General features: G+C 61.6%; 14 protein-coding genes. 9 read left to right on the top strand and 5 right to left on the bottom strand.

What is annotated here, in order from left to right:
• The 4 genes from SB659_RS16235 (at position 1) to SB659_RS16220 (ending at position 4,762) form a co-directional block, all read left to right on the top strand.
• Complete coding sequence (locus SB659_RS16235) at positions 1-1,503, top strand: aminobutyraldehyde dehydrogenase (protein ID WP_410551067.1); 1,503 nt, start codon at positions 1-3, stop codon at positions 1,501-1,503.
• Complete coding sequence (locus SB659_RS16230; RefSeq protein WP_410551066.1) at positions 1,500-2,822, top strand: D-arabinono-1,4-lactone oxidase; 1,323 nt, start codon at positions 1,500-1,502, stop codon at positions 2,820-2,822. Before SB659_RS16235 ends, SB659_RS16230 begins: the two co-directional genes overlap by 4 nt.
• 194 nt (positions 2,823-3,016) lie before the next feature.
• Positions 3,017-3,235, top strand: coding sequence for a hypothetical protein (locus SB659_RS16225; RefSeq protein WP_410551065.1), 219 nt, complete (start codon positions 3,017-3,019; stop codon positions 3,233-3,235).
• Positions 3,236-3,673: 438 nt separating this feature from the next.
• On the top strand, positions 3,674-4,762 hold the full coding sequence (locus SB659_RS16220; RefSeq protein WP_284979991.1) for a glycosyl hydrolase family 28-related protein: 1,089 nt from the start codon (positions 3,674-3,676) through the stop codon (positions 4,760-4,762).
• A 61-nt stretch (positions 4,763-4,823) separates the two neighbouring features.
• Here SB659_RS16220 and SB659_RS16215 read toward each other — a convergent pair whose 3' ends face one another.
• Positions 4,824-6,407, bottom strand: a complete 1,584-nt coding sequence (locus SB659_RS16215; protein ID WP_284979992.1) for an ArnT family glycosyltransferase — start codon at positions 6,405-6,407, stop codon at positions 4,824-4,826.
• Between the two features lie 682 nt (positions 6,408-7,089).
• Here SB659_RS16215 and SB659_RS16210 point away from each other — a divergent pair.
• The 3 genes from SB659_RS16210 to SB659_RS16200 all read left to right on the top strand — a co-directional run bounded on the left by SB659_RS16210 (position 7,090) and on the right by SB659_RS16200 (position 11,078).
• A complete protein-coding gene (locus SB659_RS16210; RefSeq protein WP_284979993.1) occupies positions 7,090-8,067 on the top strand; it encodes a GNAT family N-acetyltransferase in 978 nt (325 codons plus the stop codon).
• A gap of 250 nt (positions 8,068-8,317) precedes the next feature.
• Positions 8,318-9,433, top strand: a complete 1,116-nt coding sequence (locus tag SB659_RS16205; protein WP_410551064.1) for a GNAT family N-acetyltransferase — start codon at positions 8,318-8,320, stop codon at positions 9,431-9,433.
• 133 nt (positions 9,434-9,566) lie between these two features.
• Positions 9,567-11,078 carry an oligosaccharide flippase family protein gene (locus SB659_RS16200; protein WP_410551063.1) on the top strand — a complete coding sequence of 504 codons (1,512 nt, stop codon included), beginning with the start codon at positions 9,567-9,569 and terminating at the stop codon, positions 11,076-11,078.
• Positions 11,079-11,231: 153 nt separating this feature from the next.
• Here SB659_RS16200 and SB659_RS16195 read toward each other — a convergent pair whose 3' ends face one another.
• From SB659_RS16195 to SB659_RS16180, 4 genes are all read right to left on the bottom strand, one after another.
• A complete protein-coding gene (locus SB659_RS16195) occupies positions 11,232-11,435 on the bottom strand; it encodes a hypothetical protein (protein ID WP_410551062.1) in 204 nt (67 codons plus the stop codon).
• 477 nt (positions 11,436-11,912) lie between these two features.
• Entirely contained in the window at positions 11,913-12,500 is a 588-nt protein-coding gene (locus SB659_RS16190; RefSeq protein ID WP_284979997.1) for an RBBP9/YdeN family alpha/beta hydrolase, read from the bottom strand.
• Between the two features lie 35 nt (positions 12,501-12,535).
• A complete protein-coding gene (locus tag SB659_RS16185) occupies positions 12,536-13,156 on the bottom strand; it encodes a hypothetical protein (protein WP_410551061.1) in 621 nt (206 codons plus the stop codon).
• Between the two features lie 162 nt (positions 13,157-13,318).
• The gene (locus SB659_RS16180) at positions 13,319-13,615 is read right to left on the bottom strand and encodes a hypothetical protein (protein WP_410551060.1); all 297 of its coding nucleotides are present in this window, start codon (positions 13,613-13,615) and stop codon (positions 13,319-13,321) included.
• Positions 13,616-13,976: 361 nt separating this feature from the next.
• Between SB659_RS16180 and SB659_RS16175 the strand changes: the two genes are divergently transcribed.
• Both SB659_RS16175 and SB659_RS16170 read left to right on the top strand, forming a co-directional pair.
• The gene (locus SB659_RS16175) at positions 13,977-14,720 is read left to right on the top strand and encodes a hypothetical protein (protein WP_410551059.1); all 744 of its coding nucleotides are present in this window, start codon (positions 13,977-13,979) and stop codon (positions 14,718-14,720) included.
• A gap of 80 nt (positions 14,721-14,800) precedes the next feature.
• The gene (locus tag SB659_RS16170) at positions 14,801-15,112 is read left to right on the top strand and encodes a hypothetical protein (RefSeq protein ID WP_410551058.1); all 312 of its coding nucleotides are present in this window, start codon (positions 14,801-14,803) and stop codon (positions 15,110-15,112) included.
• Positions 15,113-15,131: the final 19 nt, after the last annotated feature.

The following is a 15,131-nucleotide window of genomic DNA, read 5'->3' as shown; positions in this document are numbered from 1 at the left end:
ATGACTACCACCCAGACCGAGCAGTTCGCTGTCCGACGCTCCACCTCTCCTTCCGGCACAGCCCTGCCGCTCCCTCCCTCGGGACACTTCATCAACGGATCATTCGTCCCGGGTTCCGCGGGCCTGCTGATCGACGTCGTAAATCCCACCACCGAAGCAGTCATTACCTCCGTACAGGCCGGGACGGCTGAGGACGTCGACGCAGCGGTGAGCGCCGCCGTCGCGGCCCAAAAAACCTGGGGTGCCACCACCCCCAAGGAACGCGCCGATGTCCTGAACCTCATCGCCAACATCATCGAAGAGAACCGTGCTGCGTTCGAAGTCCTCGAGTCCGCCAACACCGGCAAGCCCCAGGCAGTGGCCGCGGACGACGTCACCAGCACAGTGGACACCTTCCGGTTCATGGCCGGCGCCTCCCGCGCCCTGACATCCATGGCCGGCGGCGACTACGCCACAGACCATACGTCCGTGATCCTCCGCGAACCCGTGGGCGTGGTGGGCGTCATCACCCCGTGGAACTACCCGCTGTTGATGGCCGCCTGGAAGATCGCTCCCATCCTCGCCGCCGGCAACAGTATCGTCATCAAGCCCTCCGAGCAGACCCCGTTGTCCACACTGAAACTTGCTGAACTCGTGGCCGGACGCATCCCGCACGGCATCCTCAACGTGGTCACCGGCCGCGGACGGACCGTTGGGCAGCGGTTGTCCGAGCACCCCTCCATCGCGTTGGTCGCCCTGACCGGCAGCGTCGTCAGTGGCCAGGCCGTGGCGGAAACCGCCGCGAAGTCGGTCAAGCGAGTCCACTTGGAGCTCGGTGGGAAAGCCCCGGTTGTTGTCTTTCCCGACGCCGATCTCCGTGCAGCCGCCGCGGGCGTCCGCAATGCCGGGTTCTGGAACGCCGGCCAGGACTGCGGCGCCGCCTGCCGCGTGCTGGTCCACGAGTCCGTGGCCGAAGAGTTCACCGAGCACCTGGTCCGTGAAGTCAGCACTTTGGTTCTCGGGTCACCCGAGGCGGGGGACGACATCGAAATCGGCCCCATGATCTCGCTCCCACATTTCGAACGGGTCAAGGAATCCTTGGCTGAGGCCCGGGCAGCGGGGCTCAACGTGGCTATCGGAGGTTCGGCAATCGAAGGCCCCGGCTACTTCATCGAGCCCACAGTCATCAGCGATGTTCCGGCCGGGGCGCACATCGCCACGCACGAGATCTTCGGCCCGGTAGTCACCGTGGAGACGTTTTCTTCCACGGAGGAGGCAGTCACCAGGGCCAACGAGAGCCCGTACGGACTGTCCGCGTCGGTGTGGACGAAGGATTCCAGCCTCTCGCTCCGCATCCCCAAGCAGCTCGACTTCGGCACGGTCTGGGTTAACGCGCACTTGGTCCTGGCCTGCGAGGTACCGTGGGGCGGATTCAAAGGCTCCGGCTACGGCCGCGACCTCTCCCTCTATGCCTTGGACGATTATTCGCGCACCAAGCATGTGATGATCAACCACGGCGCATGAGCACACAACAAAGCAACGGAGCTTCCACCATGACCACCAACATTCCAGCAGTGGGTGCACCCTCCACCTCTACCCCCACGGCCCCTTTCGACACCGATGCCACGTGGACCAACTGGGGCGGGAACCAAAGCGCGACACCTGCCTTCACCGTGCGGCCCAGGAACGAACAAGAAGCCCTCGACGCCGTCCGTTTCGCTATTCGCGAAGGCTTGCCGGTACGGGCGGTCGGCTCAGGCCACTCATCCTCCCCGCTGGTCCAGACGGGCGGGGTCCTGATGGACATGTCCGGCCTCTCGGCCATCACCGGAACCGATCGCTTGGGCCGCCGGGCCAGGGCACTGGCCGGCACCACCATCAACGCCTTCGGCGACGCGTTGTGGGATCAAGGGCTGGCCTTAGGTAACCAAGGGGACATCGACAAGCAGCAAATCGCGGGCGCACTCGCCACCAGCACCCACGGCTCGGGGAAAGACTTGGGCAGTTTCTCCTCCAACCTCCGCTGGGTGAAACTGATCAACGGCTATGGCGAGATCGTGGAGATTGGCGAAGGCCAACTCCGCGAACTCAGGGCCGCGCAGGTGGCATTGGGCACGTTGGGGATCTTCCTGGAAGTCGAGTTGGCCGTCGAGGACAGCTACTACCTGCAGGAGCAGATCACCTACCCTACGTGGCTGGAAACCACCTCGACGTGGCAGTCGGACATTGACGGCAACAGGCACTACTCGTTCCTCTGGTGCCCTGAGAACGACTCTTGCGAGCTGCTGGATCTCCCCGGATCGCCCGATCACCGAATGGCCGGCCGCAGCTACACCAAGCGCTACAACGTAGCTTTCATTGAGGACGAACGGCAACTCTCCAATGTTGAAGGAGCCCGGCTGGACCGGTCATACCGGATCTACCCGGGCGGGTTCACCACCCAGTTCCACGAACTCGAGTATTTTGTCGCCAGCGAGGACGGCTTAGCCGCCGTCGAAGCCATCCAGGACCTGATCCGCACCAGGTACCGCGAGCAGAAATACCCTGTGGAAGTGCGCTGGGTGAAGGCCGACGACGCCTACATGTCCCAGTTCCAAGGCCGCCACAGCACTGTCATCACCCTGACCACCGAGCCCGGAACCGACTACTGGCAGTTTTTCCGTGACGCCGATTCCGTACTGCAGGAATTCGAGCCGCGTGCGCACTGGGGGAAGATTCACTTCATGACCCGAAGTCGGCTCGAGCGCCTGTATCCGGAGCTGGACACCTTCATCCAGGTTCGCCGGGAGTTCGACCCCCGGGGCATGTTCCTTAACGACCACACCCGCTCCCTCCTTGCTTGAATGACTGGCGGAATGTGAGCGCGGGCAAGCAGACCCATGCTCTCCCACACTTCGCCTCCGCTGCCCGGCGTCCTCCGGCGAGGACGCCGGGCTCTTGTGTGGGGACGCCGGGTAGGGCTTGCACTAACCGGGGAGGAGTGCGACTTCTGGCTCCGCTCAAGGCGCATCACGCCTTCACCGCGTAGCTCAGAAATATGGTGCCATTGCCGAACCTGCGTTTGTTGCTGTGGCCTGAGCTTCGTTTTGACGCCGGCTGGCCTGTCTCCTGCCCCGAGAGGTTTCTGACCATTCTCACCTACGAGCAGAAGCCGGTGGCCGCAAAGAAGATCTACGGACTGGACTTGCCACCCCAGGACGTCGGAGCGGTGTTCGATGCGGTGAACACACAGACGCTGGAGGCCCAAAAACTCTAATCCAAGGCTGGGCCGACACTGGTCAGGAGCTGGCGCTGAGAACGCCGGCTGCGGTGGGGGCGGCCGCCGCATACTGGACGTGATGGGCCTGACCCGGTATTTCAAGGAACCGGCTGTCTCTCGCGGTGCCGCTGATCACCTAGCGCGCCACCGCGGCTATCACTGCCGTCCTCAAGACCGAGACTGTGAAGCGATGTCTGAATTTGACGACCATAGGAGCATCCAGAGGATGAAACTGAAACAGCAACCCAACCCGCCATGCCGCTTCGTATCCGCCCCTGTGTAGGGCTGGGTATTTCGGGGCTGAGAGGACAGGACGCGGGCACGTAGGTCCGCTATGCTGAATTCACGTTATTCAGGTCCCGGTAACGTTCAGCTGGGCACGCCGCATGGCCCCGTTCGGTGAAATGTATTTGCGGTGCGTGCGAAGGTTCATTCATGAGGGCTAACCGACTCCAAGTGCTCCTCTTGGTGGGCGTTGTGCTTGTCGCTATAGTGACCATCTCGGCTTTTAGCCAGAACGGGAAAAAAGTGGGGCCATGTACCGCCACAGGTAGCGGCGCCACCTCTGTCTCTCTCCTTAGTGCGTCCGACGCAGGGGACTCAACAGCAATCCAGAAAGCGATCGATCAGGCCACGGCCAGCGGCGGGGGGATAGTCCAGCTGTCCGTTGGAGAATTCCAGATCAATCAGCCCTTGGTCCTTAGGGCCAACGTCGCACTAAAGGGCTCGGGACCGGGCACCGTGCTAAAGGCGACGTCACGTTTCCTCAAGGCCAAAGGCCCCCTCGGCGGGCACCCGCTCATCACTACCAATGGATCGCAGAACGTCACCATAGCCGACCTAACCGCCGACCAGAGCGGGGATGTTATTGATGGCAATGTGTCCGGGCGGCTGAAAGAATATCTTGTCGACGTACGGAACTCCACGAACGCCGTGGTGGAAGGGGTGGCAACCAAGAACCCCTTCACTTATTCGATAGCGGTAGTGGGCAGCAGCAACTTCTGCGTACACAACAATTCAACAGTGGTTGCGACCAGCGGCAAGTATGATCAGCTCGACGGAATCCACATAACGGACTCATATTCCGGGCTGGTTGTCGGCAACCACGTAGACCAACGTCAGGGGGAGGACGGCGACGACGGCCTGGTAGCGCAGACGATCGGCGGCACGGTCCATGACGTCGCATATTTGGAAAACGACGTCCGCGGCGGCTCCCATGGAGCGGCAATGCAACTAGCTGTGGCGGGGTCTGAGATCTATAACATCACCATCGCTAACAACCGGTTCTGGGGATCTCCCTCCGGCATTAGAACGGGCTATTACGGCGGCGCAAGCAAAGCGGTGCACGATGTCACGGTGAAGGGCAATATCTTTGTCGACTTGGAGGGCGCCTCCACCGATCTCTCTGGGCAGCTCGAGAACATCCAAGTGACGGATAATCGCTTTTGCCGAAGCGGGGACTTCAACGTGGCGGCCGGTCCGAACAACCAAATAAGAGGCAACGTGACTTCCTGCGAGCCCTGAATGTGCAACGGGGAATAGGCAGGTCCCGGCTCATACACCCAGGTCATGGGCAGAACGATGGCTATCTGACTCCGGCACGCACCCCGGCATCGAGAGTTGCAGTGTCGACGAACCACAGGGTAGTTGTACCGTTCGTTAAGCCTGCCACTGAGAACACTGGCTTGGCGTTCTTCTCCAACCACGGCAGCATCCCCGGGTCCATATATGCGTAGCCCTGACTAGCGGGAAGAGAAGCGGTCAAGACGTAGTTCGCCCCGCTACCAAGCATCAAGGAGGGGGACGGCCAAACGCCGAAGCGAGGATCGTCGGCGAAAGCGAGCTCTCCGGTGTCGTTAGTGACACTGACCTTGGCCTGTGCCGGCAAATTTTCCTGGACCCACCGTCGGGCCTGCGCAAAGCCGTTGTCAGTGGACGTTTCTAGCCTCACGCCGAGGACCGTGGTGAGCAGCAGCAACAGGACGGCGCTGACTAGGAGGATGGACCTGAGCGACCGGCGACCGCGTTCAAAAACTTCCGCACTTAACACCGCGATGCTCAGCACCCCCGCGATCATCACGCCGTAGCCGTATTGCTCCTCGAAGGTTCCAAAAACCGCACTGTAGACCCCGTACACTCCAAGGCTGAGGCTTATCAGGCCAATGAGCCGGCGCTCAGGACGCCGACTGAGACACAGTAGCGTGGCGGCCACGGGGCACAATCCGAGCAGGATGTAGCTGGAACCAAAGTGACTGGCGTTATCAATCAGGCGCGAGACCAGGCTGGGTGAACCCGCCGCAGAAAAGCCTGTATCTTTTTGCACCCCAATGAGGCGCATAATGCCAGCCGTTTTGGCCCGGAGCCAGTCCGGAAACATCCCTTGCCCGACGACTATGGACATATAGATCAAGTAAGGCAGCAACATGGCCGAGAGAATTCCGGCGGCCTCACGCCGGCGCAGGGTTTGTCGCCAAACCGTGGCGGCACCCACAGGAACCACCGTGCAGAGGGCAAAGAAGTCCTTCGTCAGGACGCTGTACCCCAGCAGGAGGCCGGCGAGGACGAGGAGCAGTGTACGTTTGCCGGTTGATCGGGAGCCCATTTGAGTTACGACAATGAGCAGCCCGCCCAGGACAGCTGCCATGGCGAGTGTTTCCAGGAAGACATGGCTGTTGCTGCGTAGCACGAAAGGCTCGAAGGACAACAAGCCACCCGTCAACCAGGCCGCGGTTCTGTTCGCCGTATGCCTCACCAGCAGGAAGGCGAGCCCCACTGTCACAGCACCCAGAACGGCGTTGAGCCACCGAAGCTGCATAACCAAATCCACATTATTGCCGGTTATTCCAAACAGGTGGATAACTGCGCCTTCAACCCAAAAGAATCCGGGCGGATGCAGAAAAAACGGGCCGTCCGGCAGTGTGGGAAGAATGTGCCCCCTGCTAACCGAATCGCCGAGAAGGGCATAGAGCATCTCGTCCACCCAGAGCTCGAAACCCTTGGTCAGGCCGATGGCCCGGACCCCAAAGGCTGCGGCAACCCAGCCCGCAAATACGCAGAAGCCCCTTAGCCTTGCCATGACCGGAGGGCTCATGGAGCCCCGTACCGGCGCTGTCTGGCGATGTCTGGGGTGCGTGGCCTCTTCGGTCACTGCCTGCGCGGCATCCTGCATCCTTCGTCCGATCGCTGTTCCTGGTTTGGTGCCCAGTTGCGTCCGGATGGGACGACAATGAGCAGCCGACTAAAACCTTGCTCCCCTTTACGAGCCAAAGGCCCCGCGCGGTACGGCACGTGATGGCCCCGCAGGGAAGGGTTCCGCCTAGAGGTCCGCCGGATGCCGCTTTCATGGTACGTATTTCCCGGCCAGACTATCGGGCAGCTGGAGGAGACGGCAAGGCCTCGAGTTGACTCATTGAAAACCTCGGCGCAGCCTAAGGCCCGAACGTATCGGGGCGGCTCCGTACAGTGAAGTCCAGGATCCTGGGATGAACTGATCCGGACAGGGCGGCGGGAGCATGGCAGGGCGGCGTTGTGGGGTGCCTGTGTCTTAAGAGCCGTCAAGCCCGGCCGGGCAGGAGGCCGGTGTAGGGCCGAAGTTGTTGGCCGCCCTGATCAAGTGCTGGGGGCGCTGCGGGCCCGGACGGACCTTTCACCTCAGGAGGGAACCCGCCTTTACCGTACCTATTGATGCGAGGCTACAGGGAGTACGGATGCTCCCATCGGGAAGGCATGACCGCTTGGCCAAGAACGGAAACCGTAGGACTAAGGGACTGTGGCAAAATAAGTATTGTCCGCCAGTGTCGATCGGGCAATAATAAGTCTACTTATTGGACGGCCAACAACGGGGGTCCGGCGTGGACTTTTTTGCTTCTGACGAGTTCCTCACAGCGCTGGCCAGCGACTTCTATCAGGCCAAGGACTTTCGATTCAAGATATACAGCGTAAACGGACACTTCTTTCGCCTAGCAGAAGTTGACGGCAAAAGGCCTCTTGTCAGCGGTCCCTTCTATGACTACATAAAGCCTCTCCCGCAGCACGAGGCCGCCGCCGAGCCTGTGCGCTTCATTCCTAAGGTGGTTACGTCTACCCAGACGCTCGACGACCTCCATCCCGAGGCAAGCGCCTCCTACACCGGGCAGGAACCCGCGCCTCTCGTCGTCTGGGATAGATTTGGCAGCTGGGAGAACTACGAAGAGTTCATCCACGCCCGCAGCAGGAATCTGCTGAGACATATGCGCCAACGGCGTGCCAAGCTTCTCGCCAACTTTGCGGAGGTTGCCTACCTGTTTGATGACCGCGACATCCAGGCTTTAGAACTCCTTTGTGCCTGGAAATGCGAGCAGTACGGGGGCGGTAACGAAACACTGGACAACGTCCGGGCGCGCGCGATGCTGAGACGCCTCTTCCTGGACGGGCACCTGATAGTCTCGTCGCTGAAAGTTGCGGATCAATACGTGGCGCTACACGCCGGGTTCCTTTGGCACGACGAATACCTGGCCCTTATTCCTGCCTATGACCCCGCCTTTGCCGCGTACGGTGTCGGCAAGGAACTCCTCATTCGGATGATGGAGGACAGCTTCCGGCAAGGCCATAAATCATTCGATTTCCTGCAGGGCGCCGAGCCTTACAAATTCGACTTCGCGACCCACTCGCAGATCATCGAGCCCTTGGGAAATCCGCCCCTGACCTACAGAGCCAAGGCACGCGCCGAAACTGCAACGAAGACAGCTCTGGTCCGCAGCTCACCCAAAGTTTTCTATGGCGTGAAGAAAACTATTCTGGCCACCAGGCGGTTGCGGAACACGGTTGTCAATCGGCAAGTTGGCCGCTGAGCTCTGCGAAATGCCGAATGTCCGCTCGCATCCAAAGCAGCTTCCCGTCGGAGTAGCTCCGCACGCGCTGAGAAATGAGCTCCCCCGAGATGGAATTCCCAGTGACAACGGGAAAACGGACCCGGTGGGTTTTGTTTCCAATGGGGTACAGGGGCTTTTCGGTACGGCTCTGGACAACGGGTTCCAGGATGGGCGATAGTGAGGATCGTGCCGTGCCAAGGGAAACTCCACGAGTCGGGCGAGGTTGATCATGTCAGCTGAATACATCTGTGCGTTGCGGCCGCTGGACGACTCATTGGAGCAGGAATGGGACGACTTTGCCCTGTCGTCCGACGCCCCGCCCTACATGCGCCCAGGTTGGTTCCGCCCGTGGATGAGGGCTTTCCAGCCCGGGCGGTCGCTGCAGGTGCTCTCGGCGCATCGAGGGGGACAGTTGGCTGCCCTGCTGCCTCTCAATCCAACGCAACTGGGCTTCCGCGCCCCGGTCAATGCTGAAACGCCTGCATTCGAACCTCTATCGACCGATGAAAATGCGACTCGGGTCCTAGTACCGCGGCTTCTTGAGAATGCTCAGCGCGTGGATATGCGGTTTATCCCAGTGGGCGCAACGGAACAAGCCATCGTTGAAGCAGCTGCGGAGCAGGACTACCGGGTAAGCCGGGATGTCATCCGACGATCGACCTACGTTGACGTGAGCCAGCCCTGGGAGACAGTCCGGAACGCGGTGCTGGGGCGATCGCGTCGTCAGGATATGGCGCGTAGGCGCCGCAAGCTGGCTCAACTCGGAGAGATCTCGTCCTCGGTCCATGACGGCAAGGAAGATCTGCAGAATCTACTCGCCCAAGCACTCACCTTGGAAGCGGCAGGGTGGAAGGGAAACGAAGGAACTGCCATCCTGTCGCGACCCTCCACGACGCAGTTCTACCAGGAGCTATCTGCGTGGGCGGCGGATCAGGGACTACTCAGACTGCACTTCCTGAGGTTGAGCGGCAAGCTAATCGCGATCAGTTTGTCACTCGAACAGTCGGGTGTCGTATACGCGCTGAAGACCGCTTACGATGAGAATTTTCGGCAATATGCGCCGGGCATCCAGATGTTCGAAGACGTTCTGACATATGCCTGTGAGCAGCCACATCTGCGCTTGGTGCAGATAGCCGGCGAGGACGAGCCTCATAAACGAGAGTTCGCAACCGGAGTGCAAGAGCAGCTGAAAATTTCAATGTTCTCGGGCAGCCTCGTCGGATCGACAGCTTGGATGCAGAGCGTAGCTGTCGATCGATTGCGGGGCCAGGCTCGGCAGCACCTCTCGGCTTCTACGAGGAGGCGCATGACACAGTTCGCGAGGTCAACGAGGCTCGTGCGATAAGTGTCGTGAGCTTATACGCGTCCCGGTAGCTGGGTCACTACGTAAGAGTGGCGTGCGATGACTCGTTGGCCGCCGAGGCCCATTGGGGGTTTGCCGTCCGAGGTATCCATTCCTACCGTTGGAGATGGGGCGCATGACCAGATCGTGGCGCGATTGGCGCATCTCGGTAGTCCAAGGGGTGCGCCAGCCCGCAAGCGGGGCTGCAGGCGGTGCCATACTGGTCCTTCGGCTCGTATTCAACTCAGCCTTGAACTATGGTTTCGGGGTTGCGCTTGCCTGGTTTCTTACTGCGGAAAATTTCGGACGCGTTAGCGTCATGCAGTCCTTCTTCGGGTTGAGCTCTTTCATTCTGAACGCGGCGCTGCCCCCGATACTTGCCCGTCGAATGGCGCAGGCGGAGGACGGCCTGGAGGACGGCAGCGCCGCAACGTTCCGCTCTGCGCTTGTAGGCAATGCCGCATTGGGCCTAGCTCTGTTAGTCGGTCTGCTGGTAGCGCAGGGAGTCGCGGGAGTACCACTGCCGGACGCAGGACCGATCGTCATCGGACTAGTCGCTTGCACGATACCGCTGATCGCCATTAACAATGTGTTCCTGGGCGCATTTCAAGGTTGCCGTCTGTTTGGCGGCATGGCTTTCGTTCAGTCAGTGGAAACAGCGATTCGATTCGTAGTGGGAGTGTCGCTGGGCGGGGTTCTGGGCTTGGGAGTGCCGGGAGTCGCACTGGCTTTCTTGCTCGGCTCCTTGGCTGCGACGCTAGGTGGACTCTTCGCGTTGGCGAGTCGAATCCCAAGGCGAGGACCCTTGGCTGCGTTCGCGACGTTCCGCCAGTCTGTCCCCATTGGTATCGGGATAATAGCCCTAGGTGTTGTGATGACGGTTGACGTGCTCTATTTATCTGCGTACGGGCCAGGGGGCAACGCCGCTGTAGCGGAGTACCAGGTCGCCAACATCTTGGCACGCGCCGTTTTCTTCGTCGGGATAACATTGTCCAGCGTAGTGTTTCCCTACCTGGCGCATCATGGTCCCGGCCCCGATTCTCATGCATGGTTCCTAGCTGCTCTGCGGTACGTGCCTCTAAGCCTCCTGCCCATACAGTTCGCGTTAATTATCGCGCCGGAGCCGATACTGGCGATTGCCTTTCCGGCAAGTTATAGTCACGCCTCTTCTCTCGTCCGCGTTCTAGCGATCGGTGCGCTTGGTCTCCTGCTTGCCCAGATGCTTCTCCAGGCACTCGTGGCGCTCGGCGCAGCTAGGCAGGTCGCCGTCCGGGCGAGTCTGGCAGCGGCGACCGAGGTATTGGCCCTCTTCCTTCTTGTGCCGCGGGCCGGAGCAGCCGGAGCAGCAATTGCGTTCGGGATCGGCACCTGGGCGGCAACCGGCCTGTTGGCTCACGCGTACCTACAATTGCAGCCTCGGAAGGGTCTTCCACTGTCCGGACCTTTCCGACACGCAGTGGCGTTAGGCGGGATGCTGCCGGCATTGCTCATCGCCCGGCTACTGCTTCCCTTCCCGGGTATTCTGTTGATCGGAATTGGCGTCCTCCTGCACTTGGTCACTGCGCGGATGTTGCGACTCGTCACTGACACGGACGTGCTACGCGCACGGCAAGTTCTTGTAGGCCTAGCGCTTCGTAGGCGGCAGTAACCTCGCACTCTCCGCCGACGCGGACCGATCCTTCCTGCAGGCATACGCAGGATCAGCCCGTTTCGTGGGGTGGGAGATCCACCCCGGTGTGCAGTTGGCCGAGTCGGTAGAACAGCCGGGTTGTATGGATCTCCGTGAGCATCTCGCGGTTGGTTACCTCGCGGGGTGTTTCGCCCGGCGCGGCACGGTCGAGAGAGTCGTTTTAGCGTCGTAGAAGCGCCGTTCTACGTCGTTGCTTGGTCCCTGCAGGGCTGCTAAGACGTACGCGACGGCGCGCAGCTCCGGATCACGGTGCAGCTCTATCGGTACATCATGCAGGTTTAGGACTGCGGTAAGAGTAGCTTCGGTGATGCTCATGGCGGACTCCTTCCTGGACACTTTGAATAGTAAGTATGCTGACGAATCTACGCAAAGGGAAGAGAGTTTTGGGAACCGTCCAACGCCACGGCCGGAGCACCCGACCACGTTCGAGCTCCTTCATGGTGACACGGCTGGCACCTCCGATCCGAGGTTGTTGACCTGAGCCCGGTGTGTCACGGTGGCCGCCGCCTGCAGGGCACATAAATCGGTGGTGTGGCGGAGCGCGGGGACGAGCTGGAGTGTCAGACCTCGATTAACGACCTGCTCGGGTTAAGACGGGTCAACAGAAGGCGGGGGAACGCGAGAACCGGGAAGCTGAAACGGCCAGGACTCAGGAAGATGCTGCTCAAAACCGGCGGCGACATCGTGGGTCTCTACCTCTCCCGTAGGACCACACCGGAGGCTTGATGCCGGGTCTGCGCCGGAGGCCCGGCAAGCGGAGCTGGCCGCCCGGGCTCTAATTCACCGGAGCCCCTACCTGAGCCGAATCGCGTCAAGAAGAGCCGGGAACTTTGTGACGCCGTCTTCTGCCATGAAGTGTCCGGCTCCCGGGTAAACCTGCAGCCGCGCGTCCAGGCGCCGGGCGAGGTCATCGGATGCTTCAGGTGGTACGAAGGGGTCGGTCTCGGAGCGGATGACTGTTCGTTGCCCAATGCTCTTTGCTACCCGCTCAACGTCAACCTCCGATGCCAGGAAGCCATCGAGTTCCGGCAGTGCTTCCAGCGGGTCCGTGAAGCCGGCCACCAAGACCAGGCCGCCCAGTTCCCACGGCTCAGGCAGCGCCGCGAGTGCTCGGAGGGAGGTGACCGCCCCAAGTGAATGTGCCACAACTACCGTTCTCGCATCGGGCACACCCAGCGCCGAGCTGACAGCGTCCTTCCATGCTCCCTTGTCAGGAGAGTCCGGATCGGGGAGAGGAACCACGGTGACTGCTTTGCCCTCAGCTTCGAGAACCCTCTGGAGCCAGGGAAACCAGTTTGCATCCGGCGAAGATTCATACCCGTGGACAATGACGACGCGCTGGACGGTTCGGCCCGGGACCTTGCTGACTGATGCGGTCATAGCCACATACTCTATAGCTCAGCGAACCTCTGGGCTTACCTTCCCTGTCCACCTTGGCCACGCCAGGGCCGGCACCCTGTGAGACCAGCAAGGGCGGCGCCGGCAACGAATAGCCCGCCCAGCGCCAGCAACCCGGCACCCGCCACAGTCTTCCCAGTCCTTCCCGGGGGCTGCGGATAATTGGTGGCTCCAGCCGGCGCCCCTGACGGGGCGATGGCAGGTGACTCGGTGGCGGGTGCGGCGGCAGTGACTGCAGCGGTAGGCCCCACAGGAGCCGCGATGGCAGGAATCGGCGCGGCGCCGGTCTGCGGGCCTACCTCGGGCACGGAGGCAGTTGGACGGGACGTAGCAGGCACAGCGGGAGCCACAACGGGGGCTTCCTGCGCAGGTACTGCCACCGGGGGTGCTGCCGGGCCACGGGTTGCCACTGCAGGGGACGCCGCTGCTGGAGACGCCGCCGGGGTTGCAGTTGCTTTGGTTGTTGGGCCCGGACGCGGCTGGGTAGACGGACTTTGGCACGCCCCTGGAACGACCGTGAGAACACCGCAGTCCTGTGCCAGGGCCGGCGAGAGTCCCATGGCCAAGGTCAGCGTCAGGACGGCAAGCGAGCAGCCGACGGCACGGAGGACGCTCACCTGAAACAGCGACGCGGACATTTCAAGGCAACCTCGTTTCCCTCCGCAAGCCGGTGATCATCACCATGCTACCGAGACGCGAGTGAGAGCTCGGATAGGCGCGGCGGCACCTATTGACGCTGGCGAGGGGAAACTCAGGACACATGAGATCCATGGCCACCTCACCCGCCACCGCCTTCAACCTCAAGCGGCCCTGCGGGGACTGGTCCCTTCCGCACCGACCACGTCCCGTTCCTGTCGCAGGAGCGCGCTCAGGACATCGCTGACGCACTGCACGCTGACGTTTCGTTCCACTGCCACAAGACACTCGACGCAGATGAAGAGGGCGACACCCTGGAGGTCACCGCCGCATCCAAGCACTGCGCCGGGGCGATGATCGTCCTGGATCACGAGGACCGGCCCAACCAGCTGATGCGCATCGCCGAACGCCTCGGCCTCTAGGGCATCCTGCCTTGGCAGCGACGACCCAAAGACCCCCATGAGACGGTCCAGCCAATTGTCCCTGCAACAAGCAGGATTCCTCCGCTTCCTCGCCTGTCCACGGGGACCCATGAACGCCGACCCGCGGCCAGGGTATACAGCCCGGTCAGCATCGCAACGAAGAAGATGATCCCGAGCCACAGAAGGAACGTATTGAAGATGGATAACGCTGCCCGGAAACTCAGAGAGTGTCAGATCACGAACTTGACCTCGAGACAGGCTGCGGTGGCGAAATGACCGGTCGGTCTTAGACATTCCAACCGTCGCGCCTGACAGCGCTTGACCGCTTGAGGTGGGAAGATACTCTGCGTCCTACAAACGCTTGAGGACAGAATCGCCGCCCGCCGTACACATAGGACCCATGACTTTCTCCCGCAAACGCCTTGTTCTGTTCGCCGCACTGATTATTGCCGCACTCGTGGTCGTCGGTTTCCTTTACGCCAACTCCCAGAAGACCCGCAGTGCTTCGCCGAAGGCTGCAGCCACCGCAGCCCCGTCCTCTCCGGCCGACCGCGAGGACAGCTCAGCCGATTCGGCGCCGGCCGTAGGGACCGCCCCTTCCGTTTCAGCGGTCCCGGCGGGACCGCTTCCCGGCACCGCGGCGGACGTGAGGGTCGTGCATTCACCGGATAAGGTCGCCATCGATGAAAACCTCGCTGCCGGCCAGTGCAAGGTGCGCACCGTGGACGCGCCGGCCGGGCTGTACCTGCCAGACTCGGCCTGTACCCCCGGCGCTGTGGACCCCGCCGTCACGCAGGACAACCTGGGCTCCACGATCTGCAAGTCCGGCTACACGAACACCGTGCGGGCCCCCTCCTCCGATACCGACAAGATCAAGGCCCTGAGCCTGACCCAGTACGGCCAAACCCGTGCGTCCTCCACTGAGTACGACCACCTGATTTCGCTCCAGCTGGGCGGTACCAATGCTGTCTCCAACCTGTGGCCGGAACCGAACCGGGTCGGCGCCCCGGGCACCACCAACCCGAAAGACGCCGTCGAGACCAAACTGAACAAGGCCGTGTGCTGGCACAAGGTCACCCTCGCCACCGCCCAGAAGGCGATCGCGACCAACTGGGTCACCGCTGTCAACGACCTCGGACTCTGAACCCCTCGATGTTCACATCCCCAGCAATCGTCAGTAGGCTTAGTACTACATGCTCTCAGGTCAACGCGGAAGGCATCATCATGACTGAGCAGAACCTCCCTGACGATGAGCTGGACGTTGCGCAGGAGGACCCTTTGCCGTCAGACGAGGCTGTCTCGGGTGAAGAGGAAGACTTCCTGAGCGACGGGAAGACGCGGGAACAAGCCGCCCAGCCGCTTACCCGCCTCGGGGACGAGCGGGCCAAGCCGGACACGCCCACACTTGAGGAAGCAGCAGCAGACATCGATTTCGGTGAAGCCCCCACCGGACGGGAAGCGGACGCCAACGACGAAGAGGAAGAATTCGGCGGGTCACCGCTCAGTGAGTTCGAGCCCGACGACCTGGAACACTAGCGGGACTGCCCCCCTAGTA

This window comes from Arthrobacter sp. SIMBA_036, from assembly GCF_046535135.1.
Classification (GTDB): Bacteria; Actinomycetota; Actinomycetes; order Actinomycetales; family Micrococcaceae; genus Arthrobacter.
This window is presented reverse-complemented; position numbering and strand designations above follow the sequence as displayed.

Coding starts and splice junctions, on each gene's coding strand:
- SB659_RS16220 (WP_284979991.1), top strand. CDS start 3,674: ATGAGGGCTAACCGACTCCAAGTGCTCCTCTTGGTGGGCGTTGTGCTT.
- SB659_RS16205 (WP_410551064.1), top strand. CDS start 8,318: ATGTCAGCTGAATACATCTGTGCGTTGCGGCCGCTGGACGACTCATTG.
- SB659_RS16185 (WP_410551061.1), bottom strand. CDS start 13,156: ATGTCCGCGTCGCTGTTTCAGGTGAGCGTCCTCCGTGCCGTCGGCTGC.
- SB659_RS16180 (WP_410551060.1), bottom strand. CDS start 13,615: ATGGGGGTCTTTGGGTCGTCGCTGCCAAGGCAGGATGCCCTAGAGGCC.
- SB659_RS16225 (WP_410551065.1), top strand. CDS start 3,017: ATGGTGCCATTGCCGAACCTGCGTTTGTTGCTGTGGCCTGAGCTTCGT.
- SB659_RS16170 (WP_410551058.1), top strand. CDS start 14,801: ATGACTGAGCAGAACCTCCCTGACGATGAGCTGGACGTTGCGCAGGAG.
- SB659_RS16195 (WP_410551062.1), bottom strand. CDS start 11,435: ATGAGCATCACCGAAGCTACTCTTACCGCAGTCCTAAACCTGCATGAT.
- SB659_RS16215 (WP_284979992.1), bottom strand. CDS start 6,407: ATGCAGGATGCCGCGCAGGCAGTGACCGAAGAGGCCACGCACCCCAGA.
- SB659_RS16235 (WP_410551067.1), top strand. CDS start 1: ATGACTACCACCCAGACCGAGCAGTTCGCTGTCCGACGCTCCACCTCT.
- SB659_RS16230 (WP_410551066.1), top strand. CDS start 1,500: ATGAGCACACAACAAAGCAACGGAGCTTCCACCATGACCACCAACATT.
- SB659_RS16190 (WP_284979997.1), bottom strand. CDS start 12,500: ATGACCGCATCAGTCAGCAAGGTCCCGGGCCGAACCGTCCAGCGCGTC.
- SB659_RS16175 (WP_410551059.1), top strand. CDS start 13,977: ATGACTTTCTCCCGCAAACGCCTTGTTCTGTTCGCCGCACTGATTATT.
- SB659_RS16200 (WP_410551063.1), top strand. CDS start 9,567: ATGACCAGATCGTGGCGCGATTGGCGCATCTCGGTAGTCCAAGGGGTG.